The organism is Mycobacterium stomatepiae (assembly GCF_010731715.1).
Classification (GTDB): domain Bacteria; phylum Actinomycetota; class Actinomycetes; order Mycobacteriales; family Mycobacteriaceae; genus Mycobacterium; species Mycobacterium stomatepiae.
Genome location: NZ_AP022587.1, coordinates 642,039 through 667,980 on the forward strand (window position 1 = coordinate 642,039; position 25,942 = coordinate 667,980).

Below are 25,942 nucleotides of genomic sequence, written 5' to 3' on the forward strand. Positions count from 1 at the left end.
GCAGGCATCGCGATGCGTGCGGTCGTCATCACCAAGCATGGGGACCCATCGGTCCTTCAAGTGCAGCAACGCCCGGACCCACCCGTGCCGGGGCCGGGCCAGCTGCAGGTCGCGGTCCGCGCCGCGGGGGTGAACTTCGCCGATCACCTCGCTCGCGTCGGACTGTACCCCGACGCGCCGAAACTCCCAGCGGTCGTCGGCTACGAAGTCGCCGGTGTCGTCGCGGCCGTCGGCGACGGCGTCGAACCCGGCCGTATCGGCGAACGGGTCTTGGCCGGAACGCGATTCGGCGGCTACGCCGAGACCGTCAACGTTGCCGCCTCCGATTCGGTGGTACTTCCCGACGCGCTCAGTTTCGAACAAGGTGCCGCCGTCCCGGTCAACTACGCGACCGCCTGGGCGGCGCTGCACGGTTACGGTTCGCTGCGCCACGGTGAGCGGGTGTTGATTCACGCCGCGGCGGGAGGCGTCGGGACCGCGGCCATCCAGTTCGCCAAGGCGGCCGGCGCCGAAGTCCACGGCACCGCGTCGCCGGCCAAACATCGCAAGCTCGCGGAGTTCGGCGTGGACCGCGCGATCGACTACCGTCGCGACGGGTGGTGGAAGGACGTCGGCCCGTACGACCTGATCCTCGACGCGCTGGGCGGAACATCGTTGCGGCGCTCGTACGATTTGCTGCGGCCCGGCGGAAGGCTTGTGGGCTATGGAGTTTCGTCGTTGCAGCAGGGCGAGAAGCGATCGTTGCGGCGGGCGGCGCCGCAGGTGCTGTCGATGCTGCGCGGTTTCAATCTGATGGACCAGCTCTCGGCCTCAAAAACCGTGATCGGCCTGAACATGCTGCGGCTGTGGGACGATCGCGGCACGCTGCAGCCCTGGATCGCCCCGCTGACCGAAGCGCTGCACGACGGCACCATCTCGCCGATCGTGCACGCGGTCGTCCCGTTCGACGAGGCGCCCACCGCGCACCGGATCCTGGCGGCGCGCGAGAACATCGGGAAGGTGGTTCTGGTCCCATGAGACTTCGACGAATCGGGGTCGTGCTCGGCGCGATGGCGTTGGCACTCGCGTCCGGCGCCGGCGGTGCTCACGCGGCACCGGACTCGCCGCTTACGATCAGCAGTCCGGCCTTCGCCGACGGTGCGCCGATACCGTCGCGGTACACCTGCAAAGGGATGGACATGTCCCCACCTCTGACCTGGTCGGCACCGTTGGGAGGCGCACTTGTCGTCGACGACCCCGATGCGCCCGGCGGGACATACATCCACTGGATTGTGGTCGGCCTCGCCCCGGGGACGGGCAGCGTCGTCGATGGCGGGACTCCACGCGGTGGGGTCACGCTGCCGAACTCCAACGGCCAGAGTTTGTACGGCGGACCATGTCCGCCGCCGGGTAGCGGAGTGCACCACTACCGGTTCACGCTGTACCAGCTGCCCAACGATTACCAGCTCCCCGGCGGGCTGGCCGGCGCGCAGGCCGCGCAGACCATTGCCGGCGCCGCGACCGCGCAGGCGCAGCTGACCGGAACGTTCTTCAGATGACGGCTATCGGTCGTCTAGAATCTGATAGGCCGCGTTGTAGCCGGGAGTGAACGTAATACCCGGGCCGCCATGGCATCCCGCGCCGCCCAGGTACAGGCCGTCGATCGGAATCGGCATGTCCAGGAAGCCCTTCGGGCCGGGACGGTTGGGCCCCATCAAATCCGGATGCAACAGACCGTGGCAAAAGTCGCCGGCGGGCGCGCCGAACATCGTGTTCATGTGGTACGGCGTGAAGGTGATGTGCCGGATCATGATGTCCTTGAAGTTCGGCGCGAATTTGGTGATCTTGTCGATAACACGCTGTGCCATATCATTTTTCAGGTGGCCATGCTCGGCGCGGTCGACTTCGACCGGAAAGGCGTAGGCGAACGCACTTGCCGCGTGCTTCCCAGGCGGCGCCATGGCGGGGTCGTGCACAGATGGGATCTGCATACCCATCGACGGGTTGTCCGGAATGAGGCCCTGCCGACAGATCTCCCATTGCCGCTGTTGCTCTTCGGGCGAGCCGAAGATACCGATCGACTGTTGCATACCGTCGGCGTTGAGGAACTCATACGGCGGCGCGAACTCCGGCAGCCCGTCGAGCGCGAAATGAATCTGCACGAACGAGGCGCGATGGTCGCGACCGGAGACGCGTGAAACCAGTTCGGCGGGAACGTGTTCAGGCGCAATCAGCTCGGTCAGAGTCACGTCGGGTGACAGATTCGACACCACGATCGGCGCTGAGATCGTCGAACCGTCGCGCAGCCGCACGCCGGACGTCTTCTGATTGTCGACGAGGATCTCCTCGACCTTGGTACGGAAGCGGATCTCGCCGCCATGGGAGAGGAATAGCTCGCGCAGGTGTTCGGTGAGCGCACCGATGCCGCCCTTGAGCTTGGTCATCATCGCCGTGCTCTCGTCGGGAACCGCCAGCGCGAACGCCAGACACGCGGCGCTGCCCGGCGTGTATGGGCCGCGGTAGGTGGAGTTGACGGCCAAAAACGCCAGCATGCCGCGCATCACCGCGTGCTTGCTGTGATCCGGCAGATAGCGATCGATCACATCCATGGCCGAGCCGAACAGCATTTCGTGAATCGCTCGACGTTCGGCGTCGTTGGTTGCGCAGGAATACATTTCGTCGATCGTCTTGGGCGGCTGGCACACGTCGAAGCGGCCGAGTGCGCGTGCGGGTGCCTGGCTCCAGGCGATCAGCGCGGCCATTCCCATCACCGCCTCCATGCCATGTTTCTCACCCAAGTGGGCCATCAGCTGCATCGGGTCGCGATAGAAGACCATTGGCTCTTCCCCGTTTTCGCCGATATTGACCGACATCACCTCGGGCTCGATCGCGGGCAGCGTGTCAAGTCCGAGGTCCTTGGTGAGTTGGCTGGCCATCGGGAACTGCACCGAACCCGCGATCTCGTAACGGAAGCCGTCGATCAATTCGACCGTCGCCGCCATGCCGCCCGCATAGGTGTTGGCTTCCAGGCACACGGTTCGCAGGCCGGCGCGCTGCAGGATTGCCGCTGCGGTCAGGCCGTTGTGCCCGGCGCCCACCACGATCGCGTCGTATTCCGTCTTGCTCATATTCCCGGCCCTGCCCTTCGTCGGTGGTCTGCGCGTGACAAGAATATGTCAGTACTGACATATTGGGAAGATGTCAGTTCTGACACAAGTGGTGAGATACGATCGGCCTGCCATGACCATCGGAATGAATCGCCACGAGCTGCGCCGTCGATCGACGCACGAGGCGCTGCGCCAGGCCGCGCTAAAGAGCTTCGCGGACAAGGGCTTTGCGAATGTGACGGTCACGCAGCTGGCGGCCGAAGCCGGCGTGACGGAACGCACCTTCTTCCGGCACTTCCCGACCAAGGAGTCGGTGCTGTTCCAGGACTACGAGACGCAGTTGGAATGGCTGGCCGAAGCGCTCGCGCAACGACCGGACTCCGAGTCGCTGTTCGACGCGGTGCTGGCCAGTGTCGCGGCCTTCCCACACGATCTCGAAGTGGTCCGGCAGGCCGCGACCGCGCGCACCGAATTGATCAGCGCGGAGCGCATCGCGGGTCACCTGCGGGTGGTGCAATCCTCGTTCGCCGCGGTGCTGACGGAATTCATCACCAAACGCAACCCGGGCGCGCCCGGCATCGCGCTTGGCGCCGAGGTCGCCGGCTCGGCGTTGGCCGCGGCTCTCGTTGTGGCAGTGGAGCATTGGGGCCGCCACGGCTGTGTCGAGGACCTCGGCGAGCTGGTGGCGGCCAGTCTGGATCTGGTCCGCTCGGGTCTGGCGCCGCTGGCTTAGTCCGCGGCCGGCGTTCCAGACGCGAGCCAAGCAGACCTCGGGATCGTCGAGCCGTTCCCGGAATCGGCGATCAGCCGAGTGTGTGAATAGCACAACCGATCTCAGCTGTCGCACTCGGCGGCGCTCGCCACCGCGGCCTCCACGAAGCGGCGCAACTCGGCGTTGCGGGCGCGCGGCAGGAAGGCCAGGGACACCTCGCTCTGCGGCGCTCCATTCAGCGCGATGAACCGGACGCCAGGGTGAATGTTGCGCCGGACGGCGACGTCGGGGATCACGCCGATGCCTCGATCGGCGGCGACGGATTCGATCCACTCGTCGAAATTCGATGTCTCCACGACGGTTCGTGGGCCTTCGCCCGGCGGCCACGACCATGGTCCGGTGGTGCCACTGGAGACGTTGACCACCAGCGGCCATTGCGGGACCTGGGCCCAGTCCAACTCCGACCTGCGCGCCAGCCGGGAGTGCACCGAACACACGGCCACCCGTGACTCATTGAACAGGTGCACGACCCGTACTGCGGTCGAGGTCACCTGGCCGCGCACCACCGCGATGTTGACCCGGCCCTGCTGTACCGCGGCCAGCGCATCGTCGGTGCGGATCAAACTGACCGTCGTTCCGGTGGCCCGCTCGAACCGGGCGACGGTGTCTTGGGCCCACGGATCGGGCAACAACTAGCTGAATCCCAGGCGAATACTCGTCTGGCGACGCACGGCGTCCACACCCCGTTCGAGTTCGGCGAGAACCCTTTCGACGTGGTCGAAGAAGGTCCGCCCCGCGTGCGTCATCTCCACGTGGCGGGAGCTGCGGTCGAGCAGGGTGACGCCGAGCGCGTCTTCCAACTGCTGGATAGTGCGGCTCAGGGCGGGTTGGGTGATCGCGAGCTCATCGGCCGCGCGCGTGAACGACTGCAGTCGCGCCACTGCCTCGAACGCCCGCAGGTGACGCAACTCGACGCGGCCTCCGTCCAGCACGCCCATGCCTGACAAGCATAGATGGTGCACGGCAGGCATTTCACTCACCGCTCGCCGCGGACCTAACGTCATGGATAAGGCGCACGGACGAGGAGAGAAAATGCCGCTGCTGTACTTCGACCTGATCGAGGGTCGCACGCCGTCGGAGATCCAGGCGTTGCTGGACGCCGCGCATGACGCCGTCCTCGGCGCGTTCGCGGTCCCGCCGGGCGACCGCTACCAGGTGGTGCGCACTCATCCCGCGCACGAGATCGTGGCCTGGGACACCGGTCTCGGCATCGACCGCTCGGCACGGCTGGTGATTGTGCACGTGGTCAGTCGCCAGCGCACTCGCGCCATGAAGGAACGGTTCTACGAATTGTTGGCGGCCAACCTCGCCGAGCGATGCGGCGTCGACCCGGCCGATCTGATCGTGTCGATCACCGAAAACGGGGACGAGGATTGGTCTTTCGGTCACGGTCGCGCGCAGTTCCTCACCGGAGAACTGAAATGAGCACGAAGCTGACGACCCGTCTTACGACATTCTTTGGCATCGAGCACCCGATCCTGCTGGCGCCGATGGACGTGGTTTCCGGGGGGCGGCTCGCGGCCGCGGTGACAGCAGCAGGCGGCCTGGGGCTGATCGGTGGAGGCTACGGTGACGCCGAATGGTTGCGACGCGAATTCGACTTGGCCGAGGGAGCAAGGGTCGGATGCGGATTCATTACCTGGAGCGCTGCCCGCGATCCCGAACTGCTGGACATAGCTTTGGCGCGACAGCCAGCCACGATCATGTCGTCGTTCAGCCATCCGCGCGCCTTCGCCGACCGCATTTTCGGCGCCCTTGTCCCCTTCACCTGTCAGGTCCAGACTCTCGAGCAGACACGCCAGGCCATCGATGCCGGCGCGGATGTCATAGTGGCGCAGGGCGGCGAGGCCGGCGGGCATGGAATGGCGCTGCGCTCCACCTTCACGCTGGTGCCCCAAGTGGTCGACCTCGTCGCCGAGCGTTCGCCCGAGACGCTGGTGGTGGCGGCTGGCGGTATCGCCGACGGCCGTGGCCTTGCGGCGGCGCTGGCGCTCGGCGCCGACGGTGTCTTGGTTGGAAGCAGGTTTGTTGCTTCGGCAGAGGCGCTGGTATCGCCGGGAGCTGTGCAGCGAATCGTCGAGGCCGGTGGCGACGACACTGTTCGCACACAAGTCTATGACCGTGTACGACAAGCGGATTGGCCGCCGGAATACAACGGGCGGGTGCTGAGAAATTCGTTGATCGAGACATGGCACGGCAACGAGCACGAACTCCTGACGCGCTTACCGGAGGTGCTGAACTCTTTCGCGAAAGCCGTTGCAGCAGAGGACTTTGACAGTGTCACCGTACCGATCGGTGAGGCGATCGGGCTCGTCCGCGATGTACGGCCCGCGGCCGAGATCGTGCATGGCATGGCGCGTGATGCCGCGCGAATCCTCGGCCGGGCGTGACGGTCAGTACAAGGGCGACCAGTCCGACGTGCGCAGCAACCGGCTCTCCCACTGATCGCGGTACTTGAGCGCTTCGAACATGTAACTGCCCGGCGCCCGGTACTCGGGCGGCACCTCCTTGGTCAGCAGGTGGACGAGTGCCGCGTAGTTGTTGGAGTCGTCAATCTTCTGCCACAGCATGGCTTCTCGTCGTTGATAGCTGCCATGCGCGACTTGGAAACCGGCCCGCCGCGCACTGCCGTACGGCGGTCGCCAGCTCGCCGTAGCCGACGGTGCGCCCGTCGACGATCAGCGCGGGACGGGCGGGATCGCCGCTGGCGGTGGCCTCGTGGATCGTCCTGGTGCTCATGGCGGCCGCAGTGCCCCTAGTAAAGAGGCGACCACTCGGAGGTGCGCAGCAGTCGGCTGCTCCACTGGTCGCGCAGGTCCAGCGCGTCGTACATCCAGGTGCCCGGCGCGCGGTACTCGGCGGGGATATGGCTGCGCAGCAGATCGAGCAGCGCGTCCGGTCGGCTGATGCGCTGCATCAGGATCACCTCCCGGCGCACGTGGCTGCCGAGGGCGGGCTGGAATGCGGCGTGCATGGTCAGCATCGAGGAGGGTGCCTCGAGGCTCCTGGCGTACACGTCGCCGCAGCGGACGATGTACTCCTCGAACTTGTCCTCGTAGGGCCACATGGTGTCTTCCATGTAGAGGGTCATCTCGTGCTCGCGCCCGTCGACCGGCACCTCGCCGAACTGGACGTCGACCAGCGGCGACCAGGGCAGCGGCATGAGTAGCTTCGCGACGACCTCGTGGCGAAGCTCGTCGAGACCACGCATCCACTCCTGCAGATCGCCCTTCTGCACCCGAAGGGTCAGCCGCTCCCAGGCCGCGCCGTCGCGAACCGCGGTGACCGTGACGACGGTGTACGCGGGCCCGCTGCCGTGCGCTTGGTTGGCGTACCACAGCAGCCGGGCGTCGTCGCCGTCCCCGAGCATCGGCATCCAGCCGTCCCGGAATGCCGCCTCGAAGTCGTCTTCCTTGCGGCCGCGCACCGTGTGTAGTTCGTGCATGAACAGCACGCACAGACCTCCGTTCGCGGCACCGGGCTGGAGGCCGCTCCACCGACGGTAACCCCGGCAGATTCGCGCGTCCAGGCTGGGTTAGTCATATGCGCAATTACGCCGAGTCGGTGACCTGGACAGCCGAGTTGAGAATCTGGTTTGCTCAAGTCGGTACCGTCCTTACCGGGTAGGAGTTCCTCATGGCAAGGCTTGACGTGCCGGACGGCCGGGGCGGCGAAGCCGCGATGATCTGGACGTTGCGGCCGCAGCTGGGCGCCATGGTCGAACGAATGATCCGCGGGGCCTATCGGCAGAGCACCCTGCCGGCCGACGAGCGTGAGCTGGCCAGAATGCGGATCGCGCAAATCAACGACTGCGTGGCCTGCTCCGGTTTCCGCGCCCAGTCGGTGCTGGATGCCGGCGTGGCGCCCGAGCTGTACGACAACGTCGCCGCGTACGCCGGCTATCCCGGATACACGCCGCGCCAGCACCTCGCGATCGAGTTCGCGGAGCGCTTCGCCAACGACCACGCCTCGATGGATGACGGGTTCTTCCACCGACTTCGAGAGTCGTTCTCCGACGAGGAGATTCTGGATCTCACGCTGTGCGTTGCGGTATTTCTTGGACTGGGCCGCTCGCTGACCGTGCTGGGCGTCGACCAGTCCTGTGCCATCGACCTCTAACCCCTCGGATAATCCCTCGGAAGGAACCCATGGACATCGCCACCGTCGACGAACTGCTGAGCACCACGCGATCGGTTCGTAAACGTCTCGACCTCACCCGGCCGGTCAGTCGCGAGGTGATTCTGGAGTGCATCCGGCTGGCGATGCAGGCGCCGACGGCAAGCAATACCCAGGACTGGCGCTGGCTGGTGATCACCGACGCGGACAAGCGCGAAGCCATCGCCGAGATCTACCGCAGCATCGGCTCGCAGTACCTGGCGTATGCGGCCGACAACGCGACGGACCCACAGACGCAACGGGTGTACCAGAGCGCGATGAGCCTCACCGACACGCTGGGAAAGGTTCCGGTGCACGTGATCCCGTGTCTCACCCAGCGCATAGAGACGGCTGAACCGGGCATCGCCGCGGCCGCCTGGGCGTCGATCATTCCGGCGGGCTGGAGCTTTCTGCTGGCGCTGCGCTCGCGCGGGCTGGGATCGGTGTGGACGATGATGCATCTGTTCAAGGAGAAAGAGGTGGCCGAGCTGCTCGGCATTCCTCCGACGGTCACGCAGGCCGCGCTGTTCCCCGTCGCCTACACGATCGGCACCGACTTCCGGCCGGCCACGCGGCCGCCCGCGGAAACCATCACTTACTGGGACACCTGGGAACAAAGCTGATGCAGTCCTACACCGTGCGGTTCCACGTCGACGCGCCGCCGAAGAAGGTCTGGCGAGTGCTGCATCCTCCGGTGCCACCGAACGCGCCGCGGCCCCGGGTGCTCAAGTGGCCGACCGGCAGCATGGAAATCCTGAACGAGGGCAACGAAGCCGGGGAGGGCCTGGTCCGCACCTGCATCTTCGAGGTGCCCAAATACCTGCTGACCGGCGGCAGGGCGCGTTCCTGGGAGACTGTGACCGAGGCCGAGCTCAACAAGCTGTCGCGCTACGTCGCCGTCGGCGCCCCGCTGTGGTCGCGCGCCGAGGGATATCACCAACTCGAGGAGCAGCCCGACGGCACCACCGTGCTGACGTTTCACGAGACCTATCACGCCTACAACCCGGTGCTGCGCTTCTTTCTCGAGCGCCCGGTGCACGCGAAGATCTCGCGGGACAACCTCGACACCTACGAGCACGCACTCGGCTACGCGGGCAAGGTGCGACGGCTGGCCTAGGCGCTTTTCAGCGGCTCGCGTGATTTCACAGTGATGTGAATTAGGTTCCCGGCCCCGGTACCCTCGATAGCTATGGGCGCAATACCTGCTGCGGTAAAGGTAGGGGCCGCGAGTCTGTTGGTCGCCGGCTGGGCCGCGTCCACCGTCGTTGCCAGCGCCGATCCGGACGACACCCACGGCCCGGCGCCGGGGCCGTCGCCCAGCCAGTCGGCGTCGCCCTCTCCCGCGCCCGCGGCATCTCCATCGCCATCGGCATCGCCGTCACCGCCCGGCAGCGCACCCAAGACGGTCATGGACAAGGACGGCATCTACGCGGTGGGCACCGACATTGTGCCGGGCATCTACAGCAGCGGCGGCCCGATCGGGAACGGCACCTGCTACTGGAAGCGGACGTCCAACCCCGACGGCGCCCTGATCGACAACTCGCTGACCAAGAAGCCGCAGGTCGTCAAGATCGATCCGACGGACAAGGCCTTCAAGACGGACGGCTGCCAGCCCTGGCAGCTGACACCGGACGCCGCCGCACCCGCCGACGTTCCCGGGCCGGTCGCGGGAGCCCAGCTCCAAGGCACGATGGGCACTCTCAATGGACTGCTCGGGCCTAACGGAATGCGAGTGCCCGGCACCTGACCGGATAACGTGGCGACGTGGCCAGTACCCAACAGATCGTCGTCGTCGGTGCCGGAGTCAGCGGGCTGACCTCCTCCCTGTGCCTGGCCGAAACGGGGTGGCCGGTTCGGGTGTGGACCGCCGCGATGCCCAAGCAGACGACATCGGTGGTAGCCGGTGCGGTGTGGGCCCCGCCGCGGCCGGCCGAACGAGCCACCAAAACACTGGCGTGGACCGAGTATTCGCTGGCGGTGTTTCGCGAACTGGCCGCCGACCCCGGCAGCGGGGTGCAGCTGGCACCGGCACTAAGCGTCGGCGAATTGACCGCGACCGAGGCGATGTCGTCCGCGGCGGAGCTGATCCCCGAGTTGCAACCGGCCGAGCCGAGCGACCTGCCCGACGGTTACCGGGTCGGGTTTCGCGCGACCGTGCCGATGATCGACATGCCGCACTACCTCGACTACCTCACCCGGCGACTCGCCGCGTCCGGCTGCGAGATCGAGGAACACCCCGTGCGATCCCTGGCCGAGGCCGCCGACGCGGCACCGATCGTGATCAATTGTTCCGGTCTCGGCGCGCGGACGCTGGTGGGCGACGACACCGTGCGGCCGCTGTTCGGCCAGCACGTCGTCCTTGCGAATCCTGGTCTGCGGCAACTGTTTTTAGAGATCAGCAACGGCCCGGAATGGGTCTGCTACTTCCCGCACCCGCACCGGGTGGTGTGCGGCGGGATCAGCATCCCGGATCGCTGGGACACCACTGCAGACCCCGACATCACCGAACGTATCGTCGCGCGCTGCCGGCGGATCGAGCCGAGGCTTGCCGAGGCCGAGGTGATCGAGACGATTACCGGGCTGCGGCCCGATCGTCCGTCGGTGCGGCTGGAGGCCGAGCCGCTCGGGCGGGCGCGCTGCATCCACAACTACGGGCACGGCGGCAATGGGGTGACGCTGTCCTGGGGTTGCGCCCGAGATGTAGTGAGTCTGGTCAGCGCTGATCGCTGACCGGCGAAAGCGCTGTCTCCACACTCGGGTAGGTCGGCAGTAGCGGACTCAGGCCGCACACGGCGATGGTCCGGTTCACGATGGCTTGGCGCGTGACCAGCCGCAGCGTGACGCCGCGATCGCGACATTCCGCCGCCTCGTGCGCCAGCGCGGCATAGCCGCACGAGCCCATGAAATCAAGATCGCACACGTCGATTACGAACGGACCGGGCGCGACGGTCTCGGCGGCGCCGCGGCTCAGCAGATCCTGCCAGGCGGTCTCGTTGCTGGCGTCGATGTCACCGCCGACGTGGACCACTACCGAGGAACCGCTGCGCTTCGTGACCGCGCGCAGGCCGCCTGGCGCATGACCAAAGTACGACCCGTTGTTGGGTCGCGAGATTCCAATTTCGGCAGTGTCCATCTCTGCGACATCCCGTCGTCGTGGGCTTTATCGGGCGACGCCGTCCTTGTCCCGAAAGGTCGGCAGGGTTATCGTCAAACCGATCCTCGTCGGCTTTCACGTCGTTGCTCAGCATATGTGCAATTGAGATTTACGAGGCGAAATTGCGCAAATCGGCCAGTTTTCCTGCGTCCGGTTGGGGCCGAAGGTCACTGAAACCCTTACTATTTCGGTAACGATAGGAATGACGAACCGAAACGGTGGAGCACCCGTGAGCATTGATTACGCGCTTAACGCTCGCATTGCCACCATTACGATCAATCGCCCCGAGACGCGCAACTCGCTGAATAAGGAACATTTCCGCGATTTAGCTCATGCGTGGGGCGACTTCCATTACGATGACGGCGCGTGGGTCGCCGTCGTCACCGGCGTCGGGCGCGATTTCTGCACCGGCGCGGATCTGAAGGAATTCATTCCCGAACTCAACCGGAGACCTTCCCAAACCCGAAGGCTGGGACGCCCTGGACTCCAGTCACGCGGTACTTCATCGCTTCGCCGTCTACAAGCCGATCATCGCCGCGGTCAACGGCACGTGTGTCGCGGGTGGCTTACGACAACGAGACTCGGCACAGCGACCGGGTTTTCGCGACCGAGGACGCCAAGGAAGGCCCGCACGCCTTCGCCGAGAAACGGCCACCGCGATGGCAGGCGCGTTGACGTCTACCGGTTGGTGGCGCGCCGGATGTCCCGGCTCAACAGCGACAGCAACCAACTCACGATCGACAGCACGATCGCGGCCCAGATCGCGGTCCACCAGAAGTGATCGATCTGCAGTCCCCAGTGCGTGGTGTTTTCGGTGATCCAGGCGGTGATCCACAACATCAACGCATTGACGACGACGTGGAACAGGCCCAGCGTCACGATGTAGAGCGGGATCGACAGCAACTGCACGATCGGTTTGACGAAAGCGTTCACCAAGCCGAACAGCACCGCCACCGCGAAGATGATGCCGACCCGCTGCAACTGCGTATCGCCCCCGACGAAGGTCAGGCCGTGGACCAATTTGGTCACCACCCACAGCGCTAACCCGGTCAACGCCGCGCGAATCAGGAAGGGGCCCATACCGAACATCCTCTCACCGAAGTGGCTGCGGGGCAGCCTTATTCGAGCTAATTCAGCGCGTAGAAGCGTTGGGCGTTGAGTCCGCCGATCTTTTCCCGTGCCGCTTCGCTGATGTCGGCGCGGGTGCGCAGGTGCTTGGTGCTCTCCGGCCACTCCCCGTCCCAGTGCGGGTAGTCGCTGGCGAACATGATGAAGTCGGCGCCCAGCACATCGATCACGCCGGGCAGGATCGGTTCTCCCGGCTGGCACGTCACGAAAATGTTTCCCGCGGAAAGGTATTCATGCGGATCGCGCCGCCAGCCGTGCTCTACCCAATCCCCTCGCTTCTCGTAATGCTCGTGGAGGCGGTCGATGAAGAACGGCACCCAGCCGGCGCCCGCCTCGAGAAAGGCGACCCGCAATTGGGGATGGCGCTCGAAGACGCCGCCGGAGACCATCGCGGTCATCGCCGTCATCTGGTCGAACGGGAAGCTGATGCAGTGCACTTGGATGTAATTGGTGAAGCGGTCCACACCGATTTTCGGCAGATGAATTCCGGGGGCACCATGAACGCCCAGTGGCATCCCAAGTTCAACCGCGGCGGCGTAGAACGAGTCGAGATCGGGATGGTCCAGATTGCGGGTCTTCAGCGCCGGCGGGACGAGGGTCGCCACCAGCCCGAGCTCTTTGGCCTCGGTCATGACGTCAATCGCCAGCTGCCCGTACTCGATCGGCGTCACGGCCACGCCGCGCAACCGGCCGCCCGACGAAGCGCAGTAGTCCGCGATCCACTGGTTGTAGAGCCGCGCGAATCCCGCTGCGAATTCCGGGTCTTCGAGGCTCGGGGCGCAGAGCCCGAGGCTCGGGTACAACACCATCGTGTCGATGTGGACGCGGTCGGCGTCGCCCAGCACGCCGTCGGGCGACGAGCAGTTGATGTCGGGCGACTTGCTGATCCCGTGCTCGGGTGGACAGCCGGCGCCCGGGCCGCGATCCTCGGGATAGTTGCGGCCTTCGATCATCAGCCGCAAGCGTCGATTGGTGCTCGGCTTTACGTGATCGGGCCAGCGCTTGATCGCTTCGACTGCCAGCGTGGAGTTTTCCGCGACATGTCCATCGGCGTCGATGATTCGCATGTATTGCGAACTTACTCCCGCTGTTTTCACTATGGAACGGGCTCGCGTAAATGCGCGGCGTGCGCCAGGATGCTGTTGTGACAACACAAAAGATCAGCGCCGATCAGCGAAATTCATTCATCGCCGCAATGCTCGGCTGGACGATGGACGCCTTCGACTACTTCATCGTGGTGTTCGTCTACGCCGATATCGCCAAGACTTTCCACCACAGCAAGGCCGAAGTCGCATTCATTACGACGGCGACCCTGGCGATGCGCCCCGTGGGTGCCTTGTTGTTCGGGCTCTGGGCCGATCGAGTGGGACGACGGACGCCGTTGATGGTGGACGTGATCTTTTACTCCGTCGTCGGCTTCCTGTGCGCATTCGCGCCCAACTTCACCGTCCTGGTGATCCTGCGGCTGCTGTACGGCCTTGGGATGGGCGGTGAATGGGGGCTGGGCGCCGCGCTCGCGATGGAGAAGGTTCCCGTCGAGCGGCGCGGCTTCTTCTCCGGCCTGCTGCAGGAGGGCTACGCCTTCGGTTACCTGCTGGCCAGTGTCGGATCGCTGGTGGTGATGGACTGGCTGGGGTTGTCGTGGCGCTGGTTGTTCGGCCTGTCGATCATCCCGGTACTGATCAGCCTGATCATCCGGTACCGGGTGCAGGAGTCGGAGGTGTGGGAGGCCGCCCAGGACCAGATGAAGCTCACCAACACCAAAGTCACGGACGTGCTGCGCGACGGCAAGATCGTTCGCCGGTTCTTCTACCTGGTACTGCTGATGACCGCCTTCAACTGGATGAGCCACGGCACGCAGGACGTCTACCCGACCTTCTTGGGTTCGACGGCCAACCACGGCGCCGGTCTGGACAGCGTGACCGTCAAGTGGATCGTGGTGGTCTACAACATCGGTGCCATCATCGCCGGTCTGTTCTTCGGTTCCATGTCGCAACGGTTCAGCCGCCGCTACACCGTGGTCTTCTGTGCGATCTTGGGGCTGCCCATCGTCCCGCTCTTCGCCTTTTCGCGGACCGCGGCGATGCTGTGCCTCGGTTCGTTTTTGATGCAGGTCTGCGTGCAGGGCGCCTGGGGGGGTAATACCCGCGCACCTGACCGAGTTGTCGCCGGATGCCATCCGCGGCCTGTATCCCGGGGTGACCTACCAGCTCGGGAATCTGCTCGCCGCCTTCAGCCTGCCGATCCAGGAACGACTTGCCGAGACGCACGGCTATCCGTTCGCGCTGGCCGCCACGATCGTACCGGTGTTGGTGGCGGTGGCGTTCCTGACGCTGATCGGTAAGGACGCGACCGGACTTCGCTTCGGAACCGCCGAAACTGCTTTCCTGCCAACTGAAGTGAAGTGATTTAAAGCGGCGCTTGCTCGCTCAGCGCGCGCCGCAGCATATGCATCGCGACCGTCGCCGAGCGCTCACGCACATCGGAGCGATTCCCGGGCAGCCGCAACGTCCGGGTGACTATCTGGTCCGCGGCGCCGGGGCCGCCAAGGCGAACGGTGAAGCAGACCGTTCCGACCGGCTTCTCCGGCGTTCCCCCGCCGGGCCCGGCGATGCCGGTGATCGCGACGGCGGTGTCGGCGCCGAAGCGCTGCAACGCGCCGGCCGCCATCGCCTCGGCCACCGGTTCGGACACCGCGCCGTGTGTGTCGATCAGCGCCGCATCGACGCCGAGCAGCCGCACCTTGGCTTCGTTGGAGTAGCTCACGACGCCGCCCATCACGTAGTCGGACGAGCCGGGCCGGTCGGTCAAGCGCGCGGCCACCAGCCCGGCGGTACAGGACTCCGCGGTGGCTATCCGCCGCCCGGACAGTAGCCGGGCGACCACGTCGTCCACCTGGGAGCCGTCTTCGGAGTACAGCTGCTGAGAGTGCCGGTCGCGCAGCAGCTGGGTCAGTTGGCCGTAGGCCTGCGCCGCGTCCGGCTCGTAACGGGTGACGATCTCGATCTCGCCGCGCCGAAGACAGGTCGTGATCTCCAGCGACTTGAATCCGGTGACGGAATTCTGGGCGTCACGTAGCGTCTCGGCCAGCCCCGACTCGGGCAGCCCGAACATCCGGATGGTCTCCTGGCGATAGATCGTCCGGCCGGCGATCGCCTGTTGCGCGGCGGGAGTGTCGATGGCCTTGTGCCACATCGGCTGGAGCTCACGTGGGGGCCCGGGAAGCACGATCACGGTGGGCTTTCCGGGCACCACGACGGCCGGGGCGGTGCCCACCGGATCGAGGACCTGCGCACCGGCCGGAACCATCGCCTGCTTGCGGTTAGCGGCGCGCACCGCATCGAAGCTCTCCGAATCGAAGTGCGCCATAAGCCTTTTGAGAATATTGGCGATCTTGCCTTCGACTTCCTCGTCGAGTCGCAGTTCGCGCTGACAGAAGCGGGCCACCACCTCGACGGTCATGTCGTCGGCCGTCGGACCCAGCCCACCGCTGGTGACGATCAGGTCCACGCCTTGGGCGGCCATGAAGCGCAGTTGTGCCTCGATGTCGGAGGGACGATCGCCGCAGATGGTGATGTGTGCCAGCTCCACGCCCAGTTCGAGCAGCCGGTCGGCGATCCACGGGCCGTTTCTGTCTTGGACGCGTCCGGTGAGGACTTCGGTTCCGGTGACGACGATGCCTGCGCGTGCGCTCACCGGAACGAGCCTACTGGCGCGGCCGTCGGAGTCGCGCTAACCCTCGGCGAGGTAGCGCTCGACCGTCGCGACTTTTTCGGTCATCGCATCGTGGACGCCGGCTCGCATGTCCACCTTGATCACCGTGCTGACCCTGGGGGAACGGGCCGCTACGGCCTCGACGGCGCGCTGCACAACCGCCATCACTTCCGCCCAGGTGTCGCCCTCGATCGCGGTGAACATCGAGTCCGTCTTGTTGGGTAGCCCGGACTCGCGCACCACCCGCACCGCCTCGGCGACGATCTCGCCGACGCCCTCGCCGACACCGAGCGGGGTGACGGAAAACGCGACTAGGACAGACACGTGACGAGCGTACCCATCCGGCCTGGCAGCATCGAACCATGCGGGTTCTGGTGCAACGGGTCTCGTCGGCAGCGGTGGCCATCGACGGCCAGGTGGTGGGTGCCATCCGGCCCGACAGCCAGGGGCTGCTGGCATTTGTCGGCGTCACTCACGGCGACGATGTCGACAAGGCGCACCGACTGGCCGAAAAGCTCTGGAACCTACGCATTCTCGCCGACGAACGCTCCGCGGCCGATATCGGCGCACCGATCCTGGTGGTCAGCCAGTTCACGCTCTATGCCGACACCGCGAAAGGCCGCCGGCCGTCCTGGAACGCCGCGGCTCCCGGTCCGGTCGCCGAGCCACTGGTCGCGGCGTTCGCGGAGGCGTTGCGCGGGTTGGGCGCCCGCGTCGAAACCGGCGTGTTCGGAGCGCATATGCAGGTCGAATTGGTCAACGACGGACCGGTAACGGTGTTTCTCGAGCTGTGAACCGGCCCGCGCGGGTACCTTGGATGCTGGCCGATCGAAACAGGAGGGGCGACCATGAGCACCGCGCCTGAATCCGGGCCCGCATTCGGCTCGCTCCGTTCCGATGACGACCAATGGGACATCGTCAGCAGCGTCGGTTATACCGCTCTCCTGGTGGCGGGATGGCGTGCCCTGCATGCCGTGAGCGCGCAACCGCTGGTCCGAGACGAATACGCGAAGGTGTTCATCGCGGCATCACAGGACTCGTATTTGGCCGGTGCGCTTGCCAATCCGGGCACCACCGACGATGAGACCGCGTTTCCGCGTCTCTACGGTGTGCAAACGCGGTTCTTCGACGACTTTTTCGGCTCCGCCGCCGACGCGGGTATCCGACAGGCGGTGATCGTCGCCGCTGGTTTGGACTCCCGGTCATATCGCCTCGAATGGCCGCCCGGAACAAGTGTTTTCGAAATCGACCTGCCGAAAGTCCTGGAATTCAAGGCCGCCGTGCTGGGCGAGCATGGGGCGGTGCCGAAGGCGTCGCGGATTGAGGTCGCCGCCGACTTGCGCACCGACTGGTCCAGACCGCTGGAAGCGGCGGGCTTTGACACCGAAACGCCGTGCGCCTGGTCGGTGGAGGGCATACTCCCCTACCTGACCGATGACGCCCAGAACACGCTCTTCACCCGGATCAGCGGACTCAGCGCACCCGGCAGCCGAATCGCCATCGGCGCACTGGGATCGCGACTGGACCACGACCAGCTCGAAGCGCTGGAAACCAACCATCCCGGGGTCAACAAGTCCGGCGATGTGGACTTCTCCTCGCTTACCTACGAACCCAAGGGAGACCCCGCCGAATGGCTGGCCGCACACGGCTGGAGCGTTGGGCCCGTCCGCAACACCCTTGACTTGCAGGCCGGCTACGGCATGACACCACCCGACGTCGACGTGAAAATCGACGCTTTCATGCATTCGCAGTACATAACGGCAACCCGGTAACGGATGGAGTCGACGTGGTGACCATGACGATGCTCTCGCCCCCCGACGCCATTGCCGAGATCGCGGCCAGTTCACCGGGACCGCGAGTCGGCGCATTCTTCGATCTGGACGGCACTTTGGTCGACGGCTTCACCGCGGCGGTTCACGTGGGCGACCGGATCCGGCGCCGGCAGGTCGGGCTTGGCGAGCTTGCCGGCGTGTTCGAGGCCGCGCTGCGATATCGATTCGGCCGCCTGGAATTCGAGCATCTCATCACGCGGTCGGCGGGCTACCTGCAGGGCCAATCACTGGTCGAACTCGACGAGCTGGGTGAGCGGTTGTTCGTCGAACGTGTTGTGTCACGCCTGTATTCGCACATGCGCGAAATCGTTCAAGCACACCAAGAACGCGGTCACACCGTGGTGCTGAGCTCATCGGCGCTGTCGATTCGAGCGCTGCCGGTCGCTCGTTTTCTCGGTATCTCCAACGTGCAGTGCAACCGTTTCGAGCTTGACGAGCACGGACTCCTGACCGGCGGAATCGTCCAACCGATCGTGTGGGGCACAACGAAAGCGTCCGCGGTACAACAGTTCTGCGTAGAAAACGATGTCGCGGTCCAACACAGCTACTTCTATGCCGATGGCGACGAGGATGCCGCATCAATGTCGGTGGTCGGCCACCCGCGACCGGTGAACCCCCGCTCGGGCCTGGCCGCCGCGGCCGCGGCGAACGGCTGGCCGGTGATGTGCCTCGCCTCGGTGCGACGCCGGCCGATGCGGCCCCTGCGCTATCTGCCGAACCACGTTCGCCGCGAAGGGCATTAAGGCTTCAGCAGAATTTTCACGTCGTCGCCCGATCGCGACTCGGCGGTCGCATATCCCTTGGCCGCTTCGTCCAAGGGCATCGACGTGGTAAGGATGCCGTCGACGTCGAGCCGGCCGGACTGCAGCAGCGGGATCAACTCCGGCCAGGTCCGCTGAACCGGCGCCGTGGTGAATCGCATGGTGGTGCTGCGGATCAGGCAACCCAGCGCGTTGAGCGGGAACGGATTCATGTCGTGTACGCCGACCACCGAAACGGTGCCTCCTGGCCGGACGGTGTTGATCGCGTCGGTCAGGGAGGCATCGGTGGCGACGGCATCGATCACCGCGTCGGCGCCGCGTCCGCCGGTGGCCGCCATGATCGCCTCGAGAGCCGGCGCTTTGACCGGCGTCGCACCCCACCGTGCCGCACGGTCTAGGCGACCGTCGACCATGTCGATCGCGAAAACCGTTGCAGCGCCTTGGAAACAGGCGCTACGCAGCGCGCACAGCCCCACCGCTCCCAAACCGATGACCGCGACGGTGCCGCCGAACGGAATGTCGGCGCGCTGCGCCGCCGCCCAGCCGGTGGCCAGATTGTCGGTGAGCAGCAGCGCCTGTTCGGTGCTGATGCCCTCGGGCACCTTCAGCAGCTGAAAATCGGCGGCGGGCACCGCGAGCAGATCGGCTTGCGCACCGCCGAGCAAACCCCCGCCGAAGATCTGAAAGCCCGAGTAGCACATGACCGGATCGCGGGTGGCGCATCCCGGGCAGCTGCCACAGCCCGTCACCGACGACACCATCCCAGCGCGATCGGTTCGGGCATCGGGAAATCGGCCTCGCAGAAGTGCAGGTCGGATCCACAGATGCCGGCGGCGGTGACTTCGACGATCGCTGCGTCGGGGCCGGGAAGTACGGGATCGGGACGGGTATCGACCCGGATGTTTCGGGGTCCATCGACGACTACCGTGCGCATAGTGCGGTGCTCACTTCCTGGTCGAATTACGAACTACGGTGCCGCACAACAAATTGCGACCAGTCGGGCTCGCGCACCGCGGCCCAGTACTCGTTGAGGCGCCACGGGCTGACGGTGTGGATCTCACCGTCGGCGTTCTTGAAATACGAATGTTTGACCGCGGGATGAGACCACACCATCTTCTTGATCTGGGTCTGCGTCCGTCGGTGCCAGTCGGTCGCGGCGCCGGTCTTGGGTTCCATCGAGTGCACGTCGGCGTCGGCCAGCCGCTGCAGGCACTGGTCGATGTAGCGCATCTGCAATTCGGACTGGAAGATCAGGCTGCCGCCGTGCGCGAGATGGGTGCCGGGTCCATAGATGATGAAGAAGTTGGGAAAATCCGGGACGGTGATGCCCAGGTAGGCATACGGACGGCTCCCCCACATCTCGTGCAGGTCAATTCCGTTGCGGCCGGTGACTTTCAGCGGCCACAACACGTCGGTGTGCCGGAACCCCGTGGCGTAGACGATGACGTCGACCTCGTGCTCTGCACCGTCGTCCGTGACGACCCCGCGGGGGGTGATCCGCCGGATCGTGGTGCGGACCAGTTCAACGTTGTCGCGCTGCAGGGTCTGTAGCCAGCTGCCGTTATCCTGCAGCGTGCGCTTTCCGCAGGCGGGATAGTCGGGCATCACCTTGGCCAGCAGATCGTCATCGTCGCCGACCTGGCTGGTGATCCACTGCGAGAACATCATCGCGGCGGCGGCGTTGATGTCGCTGACGGCCGCGCCCTGGTCGGCATAGTTGGGATCCCCTTCCGCGGCGTTGAGGCCCTTGTCCGAACCGGGCCACAACACCAGGAACCGATACCAGCGCCCGTAGAACGGCAGGTTGCGCATCGCCCAGCGCACTCCGTCGCCGACCTCGTCGTGGTACATCGGGTTCGGGAACATCCACTGGGCGGTCCGCTGGAACACCGTCAGATGCCCGACGTCTTCGGCGATGGCCGGCGCGATCTGGAAGCCGCTGGCGCCGGCACCGATCAAGGCGACCCGCTTACCCGTGAGGTCGACCGAGTGATCCCAGGCCGCGGAGTGAAAAGACGGTCCCGCGAAACTGTCGGCGCCCTCGAATTCGGGGATCGGCGGCCGATCGAGCTGACCGACGGCGGTGATCAGAGCGCGCACCCGAAGCGTGCTGGTCTGCCCGTCGCCGTCGCGCAGCGAAACGCTCCAGATCCCCTCGACGTCGTCCCATTCGGCCGCGAGAACCTCGGTGTTCCAACGAATGTGCTCGGCAAGGTCATGCCTGTTCATCACCTTGGTGAAGTAATGCTGCAGCTCGTCCTGCTCCGCGAAGAAGTGGGTCCAATCGCTGTTGGGTTCGAAGCTGTAGCAATAGAAGTGGTTGGCCACATCGACCCGGGCTCCGGGATAGCTGTTCTCCCACCATGTTCCGCCGGGGCCGGCGTTCTTCTCCACGATCGTGAACGGGATGTTGGCTTGTCGCAGCCGGACGCCGGCCAACAGGCCGGACTCCCCGCACCCGACGACGAGCACCGGGACGTCGGCCGCGCGCTCGGCGGGTATTGGCACCGGCCGGCGTGGGTCGGCCCCGTCGAGGTCGAGTTCTTCGCCGACCAGGGGCAAGTAGTCGTCGGGAACGTGTTCGCAGGCCGCCCAGTCCATCATTTCCCTGACCAGTTCCGGGCTCAGGGGCTCCGGCTCGGGGCAGCCGCGGTCGCGATATTCGCTGATGACGGTCAGCGCCTCGGCGCGGGCGCGGGCCTTGTCCTCCTCCGACATGAACCCCTGCACCTCGTTGAGGAAGATGCCCATCTGCTTGTAGTCGCGGATGAATCGCGGGTCGCCGGTGATGTGGACCAGCGACAGCAGCAGCGTGGGAATGCTGACGTCCTCTAAGGCCGCCGCGATTTCCGGCGTCGACGTGGTGAAAGGGCGGCCGGAGTAGGGGCTGCGCATCGAGCCGTTCCTTTCGTTGGACGGGGGATCCTATTACGCTACTCGCCGTTTCGTAATTGGCAGCACTACGCTACCCGCTGCCGACGGAGCGGATCAAGGGTCGTCGCCCAGCAACCTCTCGGGTTGGTGGAAGGTGTTGACTCGCGGTTCGCTTCGATCGAGATGCGGCGGCGGGATCCATTCGGTGTCGCCGTTGGCGCGGTGGCGGGTCTGCCAGCCGCCGGGCTTGATCAACCGATGGTGCGGCCCGCAGGCGAACGTGAGGTTGTCCATATCCGTTGACCGGCATATCGCGTAGTCGTCGATGTGGTGGACTTCGCAAAGATAACCGGGTACGTCACAGCCGGGCGCAGAGCAGCCACGGTCCTTGGCGTAGAGCATAATTCGTTGCCCCGGAGACGCCAATCGCTTGGCGTGATGAAGGGCTATCGGGCGGCCGTTGTCGAAAATCGCCAGATAGTGGTGGGCATGGCGGGCCATGCGGATGACGTCGCTCATGGGTAACAGGGTGCCGCCGCCGGTGAGAGCGGTGCCCGCCGCGGCTTCCAATTCTTGGAGCGTTGTGGTCACGATGATGGTTGCGGGTAACCCGTTGTGCTGGCCCAGTTCTCCACTTGCCAGTACCGAGCGCAGCACGGCCAGTAGTCCATCATGGTTGCGCTGGCTCGCCGAACGCGAGTCTCGCTGGATTGCTTCCTCCCCCGGCGAGCCGTCGATCACCGGGGTGGGGTCGTCGGGGTTGCACATACCGGGGGCGGCCAACTTCGCCAGCACGGCCTCCAAAGTGGCGCGCGTCTGCGCAGTCAGCCAGCCGCTGAGCCGCGACATTCCATCGATTTCCTGCTTGCCCAGCAGCAGCCCGCGCCGTCGCGCGCGATCGACGTCGCTGAAGTTGCCGTCGGGGTTGATGCAATAGGCGAGCCGGTCTGCCAGCTTGCGCACCTGCTCGGGGCGAAATTCGATGGCCCGCTGAGCCAATTGTTGTTCGGCGAGGGCTTGGGTCTCCGCGTCGAGCCAGGCCGGCAATTGGTCGAAGAACTGGCGGATGACCCTTACGTGGCCGGCCCCGATGGCGCCGTCGTGCTGTGCCGCGGCCGTGGCCGGCAAGCGGGGTTCCAGCTGCTCGCCGGTCAGTGCGCGACGTGGCCCCAGATCGTCGGCCTCGGCTACCCGTCGTGCCGACTCGGCTCGGCTGATACGTAAGCGGTCGGCCAATGCATGCGAGAGTTTTCCGCCCAGTTCGTCAGGGATTGCCTGCTCGACCAGTTGATTGATCAGCTGGTGACCGGGAACTTGGAGTCGGCGCGTCTCGCGCTCGAGTACCTCCAACAGCCCCAGGCGCTCGGGGGTGGTCAGTGAATCGTAGGAGTGGCGTTGGATGCGGGAGACGACGGCGCGCAACGCGTCGTAGTCCGCCTGCAGCTCCTCGCGACTACTCGAACTCATGTTCGAATAGTAAGGCAAGCCGCCGACAGAAAGCATCCTGTCGAAACCACTGAAACCAAAGTGGTGCAGGTGATTTCGCGGCGCGATGTCCGCGCCCAGAGCTTGTTCCGGCCGGCGTCACCCAGGAGGGTAATGCGGTTTCGCTAGCCGCAGCCCTGTGTCTATTCGGCCTGTTGGGAAACAATGAAGCAAGTCGTCGTCCGGGGATGGCGATGGGATTGACCGCGTGGGCGAACGAGCAAGCGGTGAACCGGAGGTGGATGGGCATGGCTCCCTTGCTCACGGCCTGCAGCGGATTCCTTTTCGCCGTGTTGTGGATGGATTTGATGTTCGACGTCCAGGTCCTCGCGCATCGATCCGCCGGCGAGGAATTGCCCGAGCCGGTGCTCGCCTCTATCGCGGGGTATTACCACCGCGCCACCACCGCGGCGCGCCCGATGAGCCGGCTGATCGCATTGGTGATGTTGATCTTATTGGGCGCGTTGGGGTTTCAGGCAACCCTTGGTCGAGACCTGGCTTGGTTGCTCGTGGTTTCGGCCGGGCTTGCCGGGATCCCGACGATGCTGGCGCTGACCCAGACGGTGCCCGACGCGATACGGCTCGGTCACCGCACCGACAGCGTTGCCGAGCAAAGCCACCTGGCGCGTTCGATCTGCCGCGATCACCTCGTCTGCGTCGGGTGCATGTTGACGTTCCTGCTGCTGTGGGTGGCCCGCGCCCTGGTGACCTGACGCTTCGTAGTCGTTTGGCGTTAGTCAGGGGGTGCTGGCCACGTCATGGGCACGCGCACTAAACTAGAACACGTTCCAATTCGGCCAGCATCCCAGGAGTTGTAATGCACACCCCTATTTGCGATGAACTCGGTATCGAGTTCCCGATCTTCGCCTTCACGCACTGTCGCGATGTCGTGGTGGCGGTCAGCAAGGCCGGGGGGTTCGGCGTACTCGGAGCTGTCGGCTTCACGCCCGAGCAATTGGAGATCGAGCTCAACTGGATTGACGAGAACATCGGCGACCACCCATACGGCGTCGACATCGTGATCCCGAACAAGTACGAGGGCATGGACTCGCACCTGTCGGCCGAGGAGCTTGCCGAGACGCTGCGCAAGATGGTGCCCCAGGAGCACCTGGACTTCGGCAAGAAGATCCTCGCCGATCACGGCGTGCCCGTCGAGGACAGCGACGGCGACAGCCTGCAGCTGCTTGGCTGGACCGAGGTGACGGCCACGCCGCAGGTCGAGGTGGCGCTCAAGCACCCGAAGGTCAAGATGATCGCCAACGCGCTCGGCACCCCGCCGGCGGAGATGATCAAGCACATCCACGAGGCAGGACTGAAGGTGGCCGCGCTGTGCGGCTCCCCCTCGCAGGCGCGCAAGCACGCGGACGCCGGCGTCGACATCATCATCGCCCAGGGCGGCGAGGCCGGCGGGCACTGTGGCGAGGTGGGTTCAATCGTGCTGTGGCCCCAGGTCGTCAAGGAGGTCGCCCCGGTCCCCGTCCTGGGCGCGGGCGGCATCGGCAGCGGCCAGCAGATCGCCGCGGCGTTGGCGCTGGGCTGTCAGGGCGCTTGGACCGGCTCGCAGTGGCTGATGGTCGAGGAATCCTCGAACACCCCGGTTCAGCAGCAGGCCTACGTCAAGGCCGGCAGCCGCGACACCGTGCGGAGCCGCTCGTTCACCGGCAAGCCGGCCCGCATGCTGCGCAACGACTGGACCGAGGCGTGGGAGAAGCCGGACAACCCAAAGCCGCTCGGTATGCCGTTGCAGTACATGGTTTCCGGTATGGCGGTGCGGGCCACGAACCGCTACCCCAACGAATCCGTTGACGTGGCGTTCAACCCCGTCGGTCAGGTCGTCGGCCAGTTCAGCAAGGTGGAGAAGACGTCGACCGTGATCGAGCGCTGGGTGCAGGAGTACCTGGAGGCGACGGCCAAGCTCGACGAGCTGAACGAGGCCGCCAGCGTCTAGCGGCGACTACTCGTCGTCGGCTAGTGCTAGTCCTCTTCTACGTCGTACTTGCCGCCAGTGAAGACTTCCTTGGTTCGTTCCACGGCGTGAGTGGCGATGTCGATGGAATTCTCGACGATGCCGCTGACCCCTCCCTTGAGGTCGCCGCGGATGATGTCACTGGCGTTTTCGACGATGTCCGAAGCTTTTTCGACGGCATTGGTCGCGATGTCCTTGACCGCGTCCACGGCGTCTCTGGGGTTGACCGCCACCGGAGTTTCCTAATCGTTGCGGGACTTGAACAGAACGTGGTTATGACTCTAGAGGGTCAGTAATTGACCAGGGAGCGCCAATAGTCCTCGGGGATTTCGGCACCCGAACGCAGAATCCGGGCCAACCCCACCGCCATCGCGATGCCGAGCAGCCCCAGCCACAGCCCCGCCAACCCGATCACCGCCCACAACGCGGCGGTCACGGCGGGCCACGGGGACAAGACCGCGAGCACCGGAGCAAAGAAGAAACCGGTCCCGATGTACCAGGCCGAGCCGGCCCGGTCGGTCGTCAGCACGATGCGCAGCCACCGGGGAATCGGAGTTTGCGCCGGCTGACGTTCGCCCATGATCGTTATCCGGAAGGCGGGAAGAACCCCGCGCCGGTGAACCAGCCCTCTTGCCAGCCCTGAGCTCCCAAGCAGAGCATCGGAAGTCCCCGGTCCGACTGGGCCGCGGTCTGCGGGCCCGGGCACTTGGCCCCGGCCTGCTGGACGCCGTACAGCGGATACGAGATCACCCAGTAACCGGTGGTCGCCGCCGGGAACTGGTTCGGCGGCGGAAAATGGCAGGCCTCGGCCTGGCCGCTGGGGCCTCTGCCGAAGATGAAGCGTTCGTAGTTGTCGCACGGTGCGCCTAACGAGGCCTGATAGTTCATGTTCGGCACATCGCCCTCATAGCCGGCTGCCGCACACGGCGCCACGCTGATGGCGCCGCCCGTGATCGCGGCGACGGCGAGTACTTCGCGAATCATGCGCTTCCACCCCTTCGCGTCAGCGTCAGCC

General features: G+C 65.5%; 31 protein-coding genes and 3 pseudogenes. 17 read left to right on the forward strand and 17 right to left on the reverse strand.

The features are described 5' to 3' along the window. Positions 1–12: 12 nt before the first annotated feature. Complete coding sequence (locus G6N54_RS03125; RefSeq protein WP_163788536.1) at positions 13–1,017, forward strand: synaptic vesicle VAT-1 family membrane protein; 1,005 nt, start codon at positions 13–15, stop codon at positions 1,015–1,017. Next, positions 1,014–1,538, forward strand: a complete 525-nt coding sequence (locus tag G6N54_RS03130; RefSeq protein WP_163788537.1) for a YbhB/YbcL family Raf kinase inhibitor-like protein — start codon at positions 1,014–1,016, stop codon at positions 1,536–1,538. Before G6N54_RS03125 ends, G6N54_RS03130 begins: the two co-directional genes overlap by 4 nt. Before the next feature lie 3 nt (positions 1,539–1,541). Here G6N54_RS03130 and G6N54_RS03135 read toward each other — a convergent pair whose 3' ends face one another. Further along, a complete protein-coding gene (locus G6N54_RS03135; protein WP_163788538.1) occupies positions 1,542–3,107 on the reverse strand; it encodes a phytoene desaturase family protein in 1,566 nt (521 codons plus the stop codon). Between the two features lie 112 nt (positions 3,108–3,219). Here G6N54_RS03135 and G6N54_RS03140 point away from each other — a divergent pair, with 112 nt between their 5' ends. Next, the gene (locus tag G6N54_RS03140; RefSeq protein WP_163788539.1) at positions 3,220–3,819 is read left to right on the forward strand and encodes a TetR/AcrR family transcriptional regulator; all 600 of its coding nucleotides are present in this window, start codon (positions 3,220–3,222) and stop codon (positions 3,817–3,819) included. Between the two features lie 101 nt (positions 3,820–3,920). Here G6N54_RS03140 and G6N54_RS30980 read toward each other — a convergent pair whose 3' ends face one another. Beyond that, positions 3,921–4,487, reverse strand: coding sequence for a substrate-binding domain-containing protein (locus G6N54_RS30980; protein WP_197939568.1), 567 nt, complete (start codon positions 4,485–4,487; stop codon positions 3,921–3,923). Positions 4,488–4,490: 3 nt separating this feature from the next. Next, on the reverse strand, positions 4,491–4,796 hold the full coding sequence (locus tag G6N54_RS30985; protein WP_197939569.1) for a LysR family transcriptional regulator: 306 nt from the start codon (positions 4,794–4,796) through the stop codon (positions 4,491–4,493). Between the two features lie 94 nt (positions 4,797–4,890). On the opposite strand from G6N54_RS30985, the gene G6N54_RS03150 reads away from it, so the two are divergent. Both G6N54_RS03150 and G6N54_RS03155 read left to right on the forward strand, forming a co-directional pair. Beyond that, positions 4,891–5,283, forward strand: a complete 393-nt coding sequence (locus tag G6N54_RS03150) for a tautomerase family protein (protein ID WP_163788540.1) — start codon at positions 4,891–4,893, stop codon at positions 5,281–5,283. Beyond that, positions 5,280–6,248, forward strand: a complete 969-nt coding sequence (locus G6N54_RS03155) for an NAD(P)H-dependent flavin oxidoreductase (RefSeq protein ID WP_163788541.1) — start codon at positions 5,280–5,282, stop codon at positions 6,246–6,248. Before G6N54_RS03150 ends, G6N54_RS03155 begins: the two co-directional genes overlap by 4 nt. Positions 6,249–6,251: 3 nt before the next feature. Here G6N54_RS03155 and G6N54_RS03160 read toward each other — a convergent pair whose 3' ends face one another. Genes G6N54_RS03160 through G6N54_RS03170 form a run of 3 tightly spaced genes read right to left on the reverse strand, consistent with a single transcriptional unit; the run spans position 6,252 to position 7,303 of the window. Continuing rightward, positions 6,252–6,428, reverse strand: coding sequence for a hypothetical protein (locus tag G6N54_RS03160; protein ID WP_232073310.1), 177 nt, complete (start codon positions 6,426–6,428; stop codon positions 6,252–6,254). Further along, the gene (locus G6N54_RS03165; protein WP_163788542.1) at positions 6,409–6,597 is read right to left on the reverse strand and encodes a long-chain fatty acid--CoA ligase; all 189 of its coding nucleotides are present in this window, start codon (positions 6,595–6,597) and stop codon (positions 6,409–6,411) included. The genes G6N54_RS03160 and G6N54_RS03165 overlap by 20 nt, the downstream gene beginning before the upstream one ends. Positions 6,598–6,613: 16 nt before the next feature. Beyond that, positions 6,614–7,303, reverse strand: coding sequence for a hypothetical protein (locus tag G6N54_RS03170; protein WP_232073720.1), 690 nt, complete (start codon positions 7,301–7,303; stop codon positions 6,614–6,616). A gap of 191 nt (positions 7,304–7,494) precedes the next feature. Here G6N54_RS03170 and G6N54_RS03175 point away from each other — a divergent pair, with 191 nt between their 5' ends. The 5 genes from G6N54_RS03175 to G6N54_RS03195 all read left to right on the forward strand — a co-directional run bounded on the left by G6N54_RS03175 (position 7,495) and on the right by G6N54_RS03195 (position 10,743). Next, entirely contained in the window at positions 7,495–7,977 is a 483-nt protein-coding gene (locus G6N54_RS03175; protein ID WP_163788544.1) for a carboxymuconolactone decarboxylase family protein, read from the forward strand. A gap of 29 nt (positions 7,978–8,006) precedes the next feature. After that, a complete protein-coding gene (locus G6N54_RS03180) occupies positions 8,007–8,636 on the forward strand; it encodes a nitroreductase family protein (protein WP_163788545.1) in 630 nt (209 codons plus the stop codon). Beyond that, a complete protein-coding gene (locus G6N54_RS03185) occupies positions 8,636–9,130 on the forward strand; it encodes an SRPBCC family protein (protein WP_163788546.1) in 495 nt (164 codons plus the stop codon). Before G6N54_RS03180 ends, G6N54_RS03185 begins: the two co-directional genes overlap by 1 nt. A gap of 72 nt (positions 9,131–9,202) precedes the next feature. Continuing rightward, positions 9,203–9,760 (forward strand): hypothetical protein, encoded by a 558-nt coding sequence (locus G6N54_RS03190; RefSeq protein WP_163788547.1) that lies wholly within the window; start codon positions 9,203–9,205, stop codon positions 9,758–9,760. A gap of 17 nt (positions 9,761–9,777) precedes the next feature. Beyond that, on the forward strand, positions 9,778–10,743 hold the full coding sequence (locus G6N54_RS03195; protein WP_163788548.1) for an FAD-dependent oxidoreductase: 966 nt from the start codon (positions 9,778–9,780) through the stop codon (positions 10,741–10,743). On the opposite strand, the gene G6N54_RS03200 is transcribed toward G6N54_RS03195, so the two are convergent. Continuing rightward, the gene (locus G6N54_RS03200) at positions 10,727–11,146 is read right to left on the reverse strand and encodes an anti-sigma factor antagonist (RefSeq protein ID WP_163788549.1); all 420 of its coding nucleotides are present in this window, start codon (positions 11,144–11,146) and stop codon (positions 10,727–10,729) included. The genes G6N54_RS03195 and G6N54_RS03200 overlap by 17 nt on opposite strands. Positions 11,147–11,369: 223 nt before the next feature. Here G6N54_RS03200 and G6N54_RS30165 point away from each other — a divergent pair. Beyond that, positions 11,370–11,558 (forward strand): annotated as a pseudogene (locus tag G6N54_RS30165) (enoyl-CoA hydratase/isomerase family protein); the annotation flags it as partial. A 287-nt stretch (positions 11,559–11,845) separates the two neighbouring features. Here G6N54_RS30165 and G6N54_RS03210 read toward each other — a convergent pair. Together G6N54_RS03210 and G6N54_RS03215 are read right to left on the reverse strand one after the other, a co-directional pair. Next, a complete protein-coding gene (locus G6N54_RS03210) occupies positions 11,846–12,247 on the reverse strand; it encodes a phage holin family protein (protein WP_163788550.1) in 402 nt (133 codons plus the stop codon). A 47-nt stretch (positions 12,248–12,294) separates the two neighbouring features. Then, positions 12,295–13,362 (reverse strand): amidohydrolase family protein, encoded by a 1,068-nt coding sequence (locus G6N54_RS03215; protein WP_163788551.1) that lies wholly within the window; start codon positions 13,360–13,362, stop codon positions 12,295–12,297. 50 nt (positions 13,363–13,412) lie between these two features. On the opposite strand from G6N54_RS03215, the pseudogene G6N54_RS03220 reads away from it, so the two are divergent. Next, positions 13,413–14,703 (forward strand): annotated as a pseudogene (locus G6N54_RS03220) (MFS transporter). A 1-nt stretch (position 14,704) separates the two neighbouring features. Here G6N54_RS03220 and G6N54_RS03225 read toward each other — a convergent pair. Both G6N54_RS03225 and G6N54_RS03230 read right to left on the reverse strand, forming a co-directional pair. Then, the gene (locus G6N54_RS03225; RefSeq protein WP_163788552.1) at positions 14,705–15,991 is read right to left on the reverse strand and encodes a competence/damage-inducible protein A; all 1,287 of its coding nucleotides are present in this window, start codon (positions 15,989–15,991) and stop codon (positions 14,705–14,707) included. A 36-nt stretch (positions 15,992–16,027) separates the two neighbouring features. Then, positions 16,028–16,333: an MTH1187 family thiamine-binding protein gene (locus G6N54_RS03230; protein WP_163788553.1), complete on the reverse strand. Its 306-nt coding sequence runs from the start codon at positions 16,331–16,333 to the stop codon at positions 16,028–16,030. A 38-nt stretch (positions 16,334–16,371) separates the two neighbouring features. On the opposite strand from G6N54_RS03230, the gene dtd reads away from it, so the two are divergent. The 3 genes from dtd to G6N54_RS03245 are packed head-to-tail and all read left to right on the forward strand — an operon-like array spanning position 16,372 to position 18,584. Next, positions 16,372–16,803, forward strand: a complete 432-nt coding sequence (gene dtd / locus G6N54_RS03235) for a D-aminoacyl-tRNA deacylase (protein WP_163788554.1) — start codon at positions 16,372–16,374, stop codon at positions 16,801–16,803. A 54-nt stretch (positions 16,804–16,857) separates the two neighbouring features. Next, positions 16,858–17,781 (forward strand): class I SAM-dependent methyltransferase, encoded by a 924-nt coding sequence (locus G6N54_RS03240; RefSeq protein ID WP_163788555.1) that lies wholly within the window; start codon positions 16,858–16,860, stop codon positions 17,779–17,781. Positions 17,782–17,804: 23 nt separating this feature from the next. Next, positions 17,805–18,584, forward strand: coding sequence for an HAD-IB family hydrolase (locus tag G6N54_RS03245; protein ID WP_232073721.1), 780 nt, complete (start codon positions 17,805–17,807; stop codon positions 18,582–18,584). Here G6N54_RS03245 and G6N54_RS03250 read toward each other — a convergent pair. From G6N54_RS03250 to G6N54_RS03260, 3 genes and pseudogenes are all read right to left on the reverse strand, one after another. Further along, a pseudogene (locus G6N54_RS03250) lies at positions 18,581–19,536 on the reverse strand (zinc-binding dehydrogenase). The gene G6N54_RS03245 and the pseudogene G6N54_RS03250 overlap by 4 nt on opposite strands. Before the next feature lie 26 nt (positions 19,537–19,562). After that, positions 19,563–21,497, reverse strand: coding sequence for a flavin-containing monooxygenase (locus G6N54_RS03255; protein ID WP_163788556.1), 1,935 nt, complete (start codon positions 21,495–21,497; stop codon positions 19,563–19,565). Between the two features lie 93 nt (positions 21,498–21,590). Beyond that, positions 21,591–22,943 carry an HNH endonuclease signature motif containing protein gene (locus tag G6N54_RS03260; RefSeq protein WP_163788557.1) on the reverse strand — a complete coding sequence of 451 codons (1,353 nt, stop codon included), beginning with the start codon at positions 22,941–22,943 and terminating at the stop codon, positions 21,591–21,593. A gap of 266 nt (positions 22,944–23,209) precedes the next feature. Here G6N54_RS03260 and G6N54_RS03265 point away from each other — a divergent pair, with 266 nt between their 5' ends. Both G6N54_RS03265 and G6N54_RS03270 read left to right on the forward strand, forming a co-directional pair. Further along, positions 23,210–23,674, forward strand: a complete 465-nt coding sequence (locus G6N54_RS03265) for a hypothetical protein (RefSeq protein WP_163788558.1) — start codon at positions 23,210–23,212, stop codon at positions 23,672–23,674. 104 nt (positions 23,675–23,778) lie between these two features. After that, positions 23,779–24,909: a nitronate monooxygenase gene (locus G6N54_RS03270; RefSeq protein ID WP_163788559.1), complete on the forward strand. Its 1,131-nt coding sequence runs from the start codon at positions 23,779–23,781 to the stop codon at positions 24,907–24,909. Between the two features lie 26 nt (positions 24,910–24,935). Here G6N54_RS03270 and G6N54_RS03275 read toward each other — a convergent pair whose 3' ends face one another. Genes G6N54_RS03275 through G6N54_RS03285 form a run of 3 tightly spaced genes read right to left on the reverse strand, consistent with a single transcriptional unit; the run spans position 24,936 to position 25,911 of the window. Continuing rightward, positions 24,936–25,160 (reverse strand): Rv1893 family protein, encoded by a 225-nt coding sequence (locus G6N54_RS03275; protein ID WP_163788560.1) that lies wholly within the window; start codon positions 25,158–25,160, stop codon positions 24,936–24,938. 56 nt (positions 25,161–25,216) lie between these two features. Continuing rightward, positions 25,217–25,507 (reverse strand): hypothetical protein, encoded by a 291-nt coding sequence (locus tag G6N54_RS03280; RefSeq protein WP_163788561.1) that lies wholly within the window; start codon positions 25,505–25,507, stop codon positions 25,217–25,219. A gap of 5 nt (positions 25,508–25,512) precedes the next feature. Continuing rightward, complete coding sequence (locus tag G6N54_RS03285; RefSeq protein ID WP_163788562.1) at positions 25,513–25,911, reverse strand: hypothetical protein; 399 nt, start codon at positions 25,909–25,911, stop codon at positions 25,513–25,515. Positions 25,912–25,942: the final 31 nt, after the last annotated feature.

Coding starts and splice junctions, on each gene's coding strand:
- G6N54_RS03125 (WP_163788536.1), top strand. CDS start 13: ATGCGTGCGGTCGTCATCACCAAGCATGGGGACCCATCGGTCCTTCAA.
- G6N54_RS03130 (WP_163788537.1), top strand. CDS start 1,014: ATGAGACTTCGACGAATCGGGGTCGTGCTCGGCGCGATGGCGTTGGCA.
- G6N54_RS03135 (WP_163788538.1), bottom strand. CDS start 3,107: ATGAGCAAGACGGAATACGACGCGATCGTGGTGGGCGCCGGGCACAAC.
- G6N54_RS03140 (WP_163788539.1), top strand. CDS start 3,220: ATGACCATCGGAATGAATCGCCACGAGCTGCGCCGTCGATCGACGCAC.
- G6N54_RS30985 (WP_197939569.1), bottom strand. CDS start 4,796: ATGGGCGTGCTGGACGGAGGCCGCGTCGAGTTGCGTCACCTGCGGGCG.
- G6N54_RS03150 (WP_163788540.1), top strand. CDS start 4,891: ATGCCGCTGCTGTACTTCGACCTGATCGAGGGTCGCACGCCGTCGGAG.
- G6N54_RS03155 (WP_163788541.1), top strand. CDS start 5,280: ATGAGCACGAAGCTGACGACCCGTCTTACGACATTCTTTGGCATCGAG.
- G6N54_RS03160 (WP_232073310.1), bottom strand. CDS start 6,428: ATGCTGTGGCAGAAGATTGACGACTCCAACAACTACGCGGCACTCGTC.
- G6N54_RS03165 (WP_163788542.1), bottom strand. CDS start 6,597: ATGAGCACCAGGACGATCCACGAGGCCACCGCCAGCGGCGATCCCGCC.
- G6N54_RS03170 (WP_232073720.1), bottom strand. CDS start 7,303: ATGCACGAACTACACACGGTGCGCGGCCGCAAGGAAGACGACTTCGAG.
- G6N54_RS03175 (WP_163788544.1), top strand. CDS start 7,495: ATGGCAAGGCTTGACGTGCCGGACGGCCGGGGCGGCGAAGCCGCGATG.
- G6N54_RS03180 (WP_163788545.1), top strand. CDS start 8,007: ATGGACATCGCCACCGTCGACGAACTGCTGAGCACCACGCGATCGGTT.
- G6N54_RS03185 (WP_163788546.1), top strand. CDS start 8,636: ATGCAGTCCTACACCGTGCGGTTCCACGTCGACGCGCCGCCGAAGAAG.
- G6N54_RS03190 (WP_163788547.1), top strand. CDS start 9,203: ATGGGCGCAATACCTGCTGCGGTAAAGGTAGGGGCCGCGAGTCTGTTG.
- G6N54_RS03200 (WP_163788549.1), bottom strand. CDS start 11,146: ATGGACACTGCCGAAATTGGAATCTCGCGACCCAACAACGGGTCGTAC.
- G6N54_RS03210 (WP_163788550.1), bottom strand. CDS start 12,247: ATGGGCCCCTTCCTGATTCGCGCGGCGTTGACCGGGTTAGCGCTGTGG.
- G6N54_RS03215 (WP_163788551.1), bottom strand. CDS start 13,362: ATGCGAATCATCGACGCCGATGGACATGTCGCGGAAAACTCCACGCTG.
- dtd (WP_163788554.1), top strand. CDS start 16,372: ATGCGGGTTCTGGTGCAACGGGTCTCGTCGGCAGCGGTGGCCATCGAC.
- G6N54_RS03240 (WP_163788555.1), top strand. CDS start 16,858: ATGAGCACCGCGCCTGAATCCGGGCCCGCATTCGGCTCGCTCCGTTCC.
- G6N54_RS03245 (WP_232073721.1), top strand. CDS start 17,805: ATGACGATGCTCTCGCCCCCCGACGCCATTGCCGAGATCGCGGCCAGT.
- G6N54_RS03255 (WP_163788556.1), bottom strand. CDS start 21,497: ATGCGCAGCCCCTACTCCGGCCGCCCTTTCACCACGTCGACGCCGGAA.
- G6N54_RS03260 (WP_163788557.1), bottom strand. CDS start 22,943: ATGAGTTCGAGTAGTCGCGAGGAGCTGCAGGCGGACTACGACGCGTTG.
- G6N54_RS03265 (WP_163788558.1), top strand. CDS start 23,210: ATGGCTCCCTTGCTCACGGCCTGCAGCGGATTCCTTTTCGCCGTGTTG.
- G6N54_RS03270 (WP_163788559.1), top strand. CDS start 23,779: ATGCACACCCCTATTTGCGATGAACTCGGTATCGAGTTCCCGATCTTC.
- G6N54_RS03280 (WP_163788561.1), bottom strand. CDS start 25,507: ATGGGCGAACGTCAGCCGGCGCAAACTCCGATTCCCCGGTGGCTGCGC.
- G6N54_RS03285 (WP_163788562.1), bottom strand. CDS start 25,911: ATGATTCGCGAAGTACTCGCCGTCGCCGCGATCACGGGCGGCGCCATC.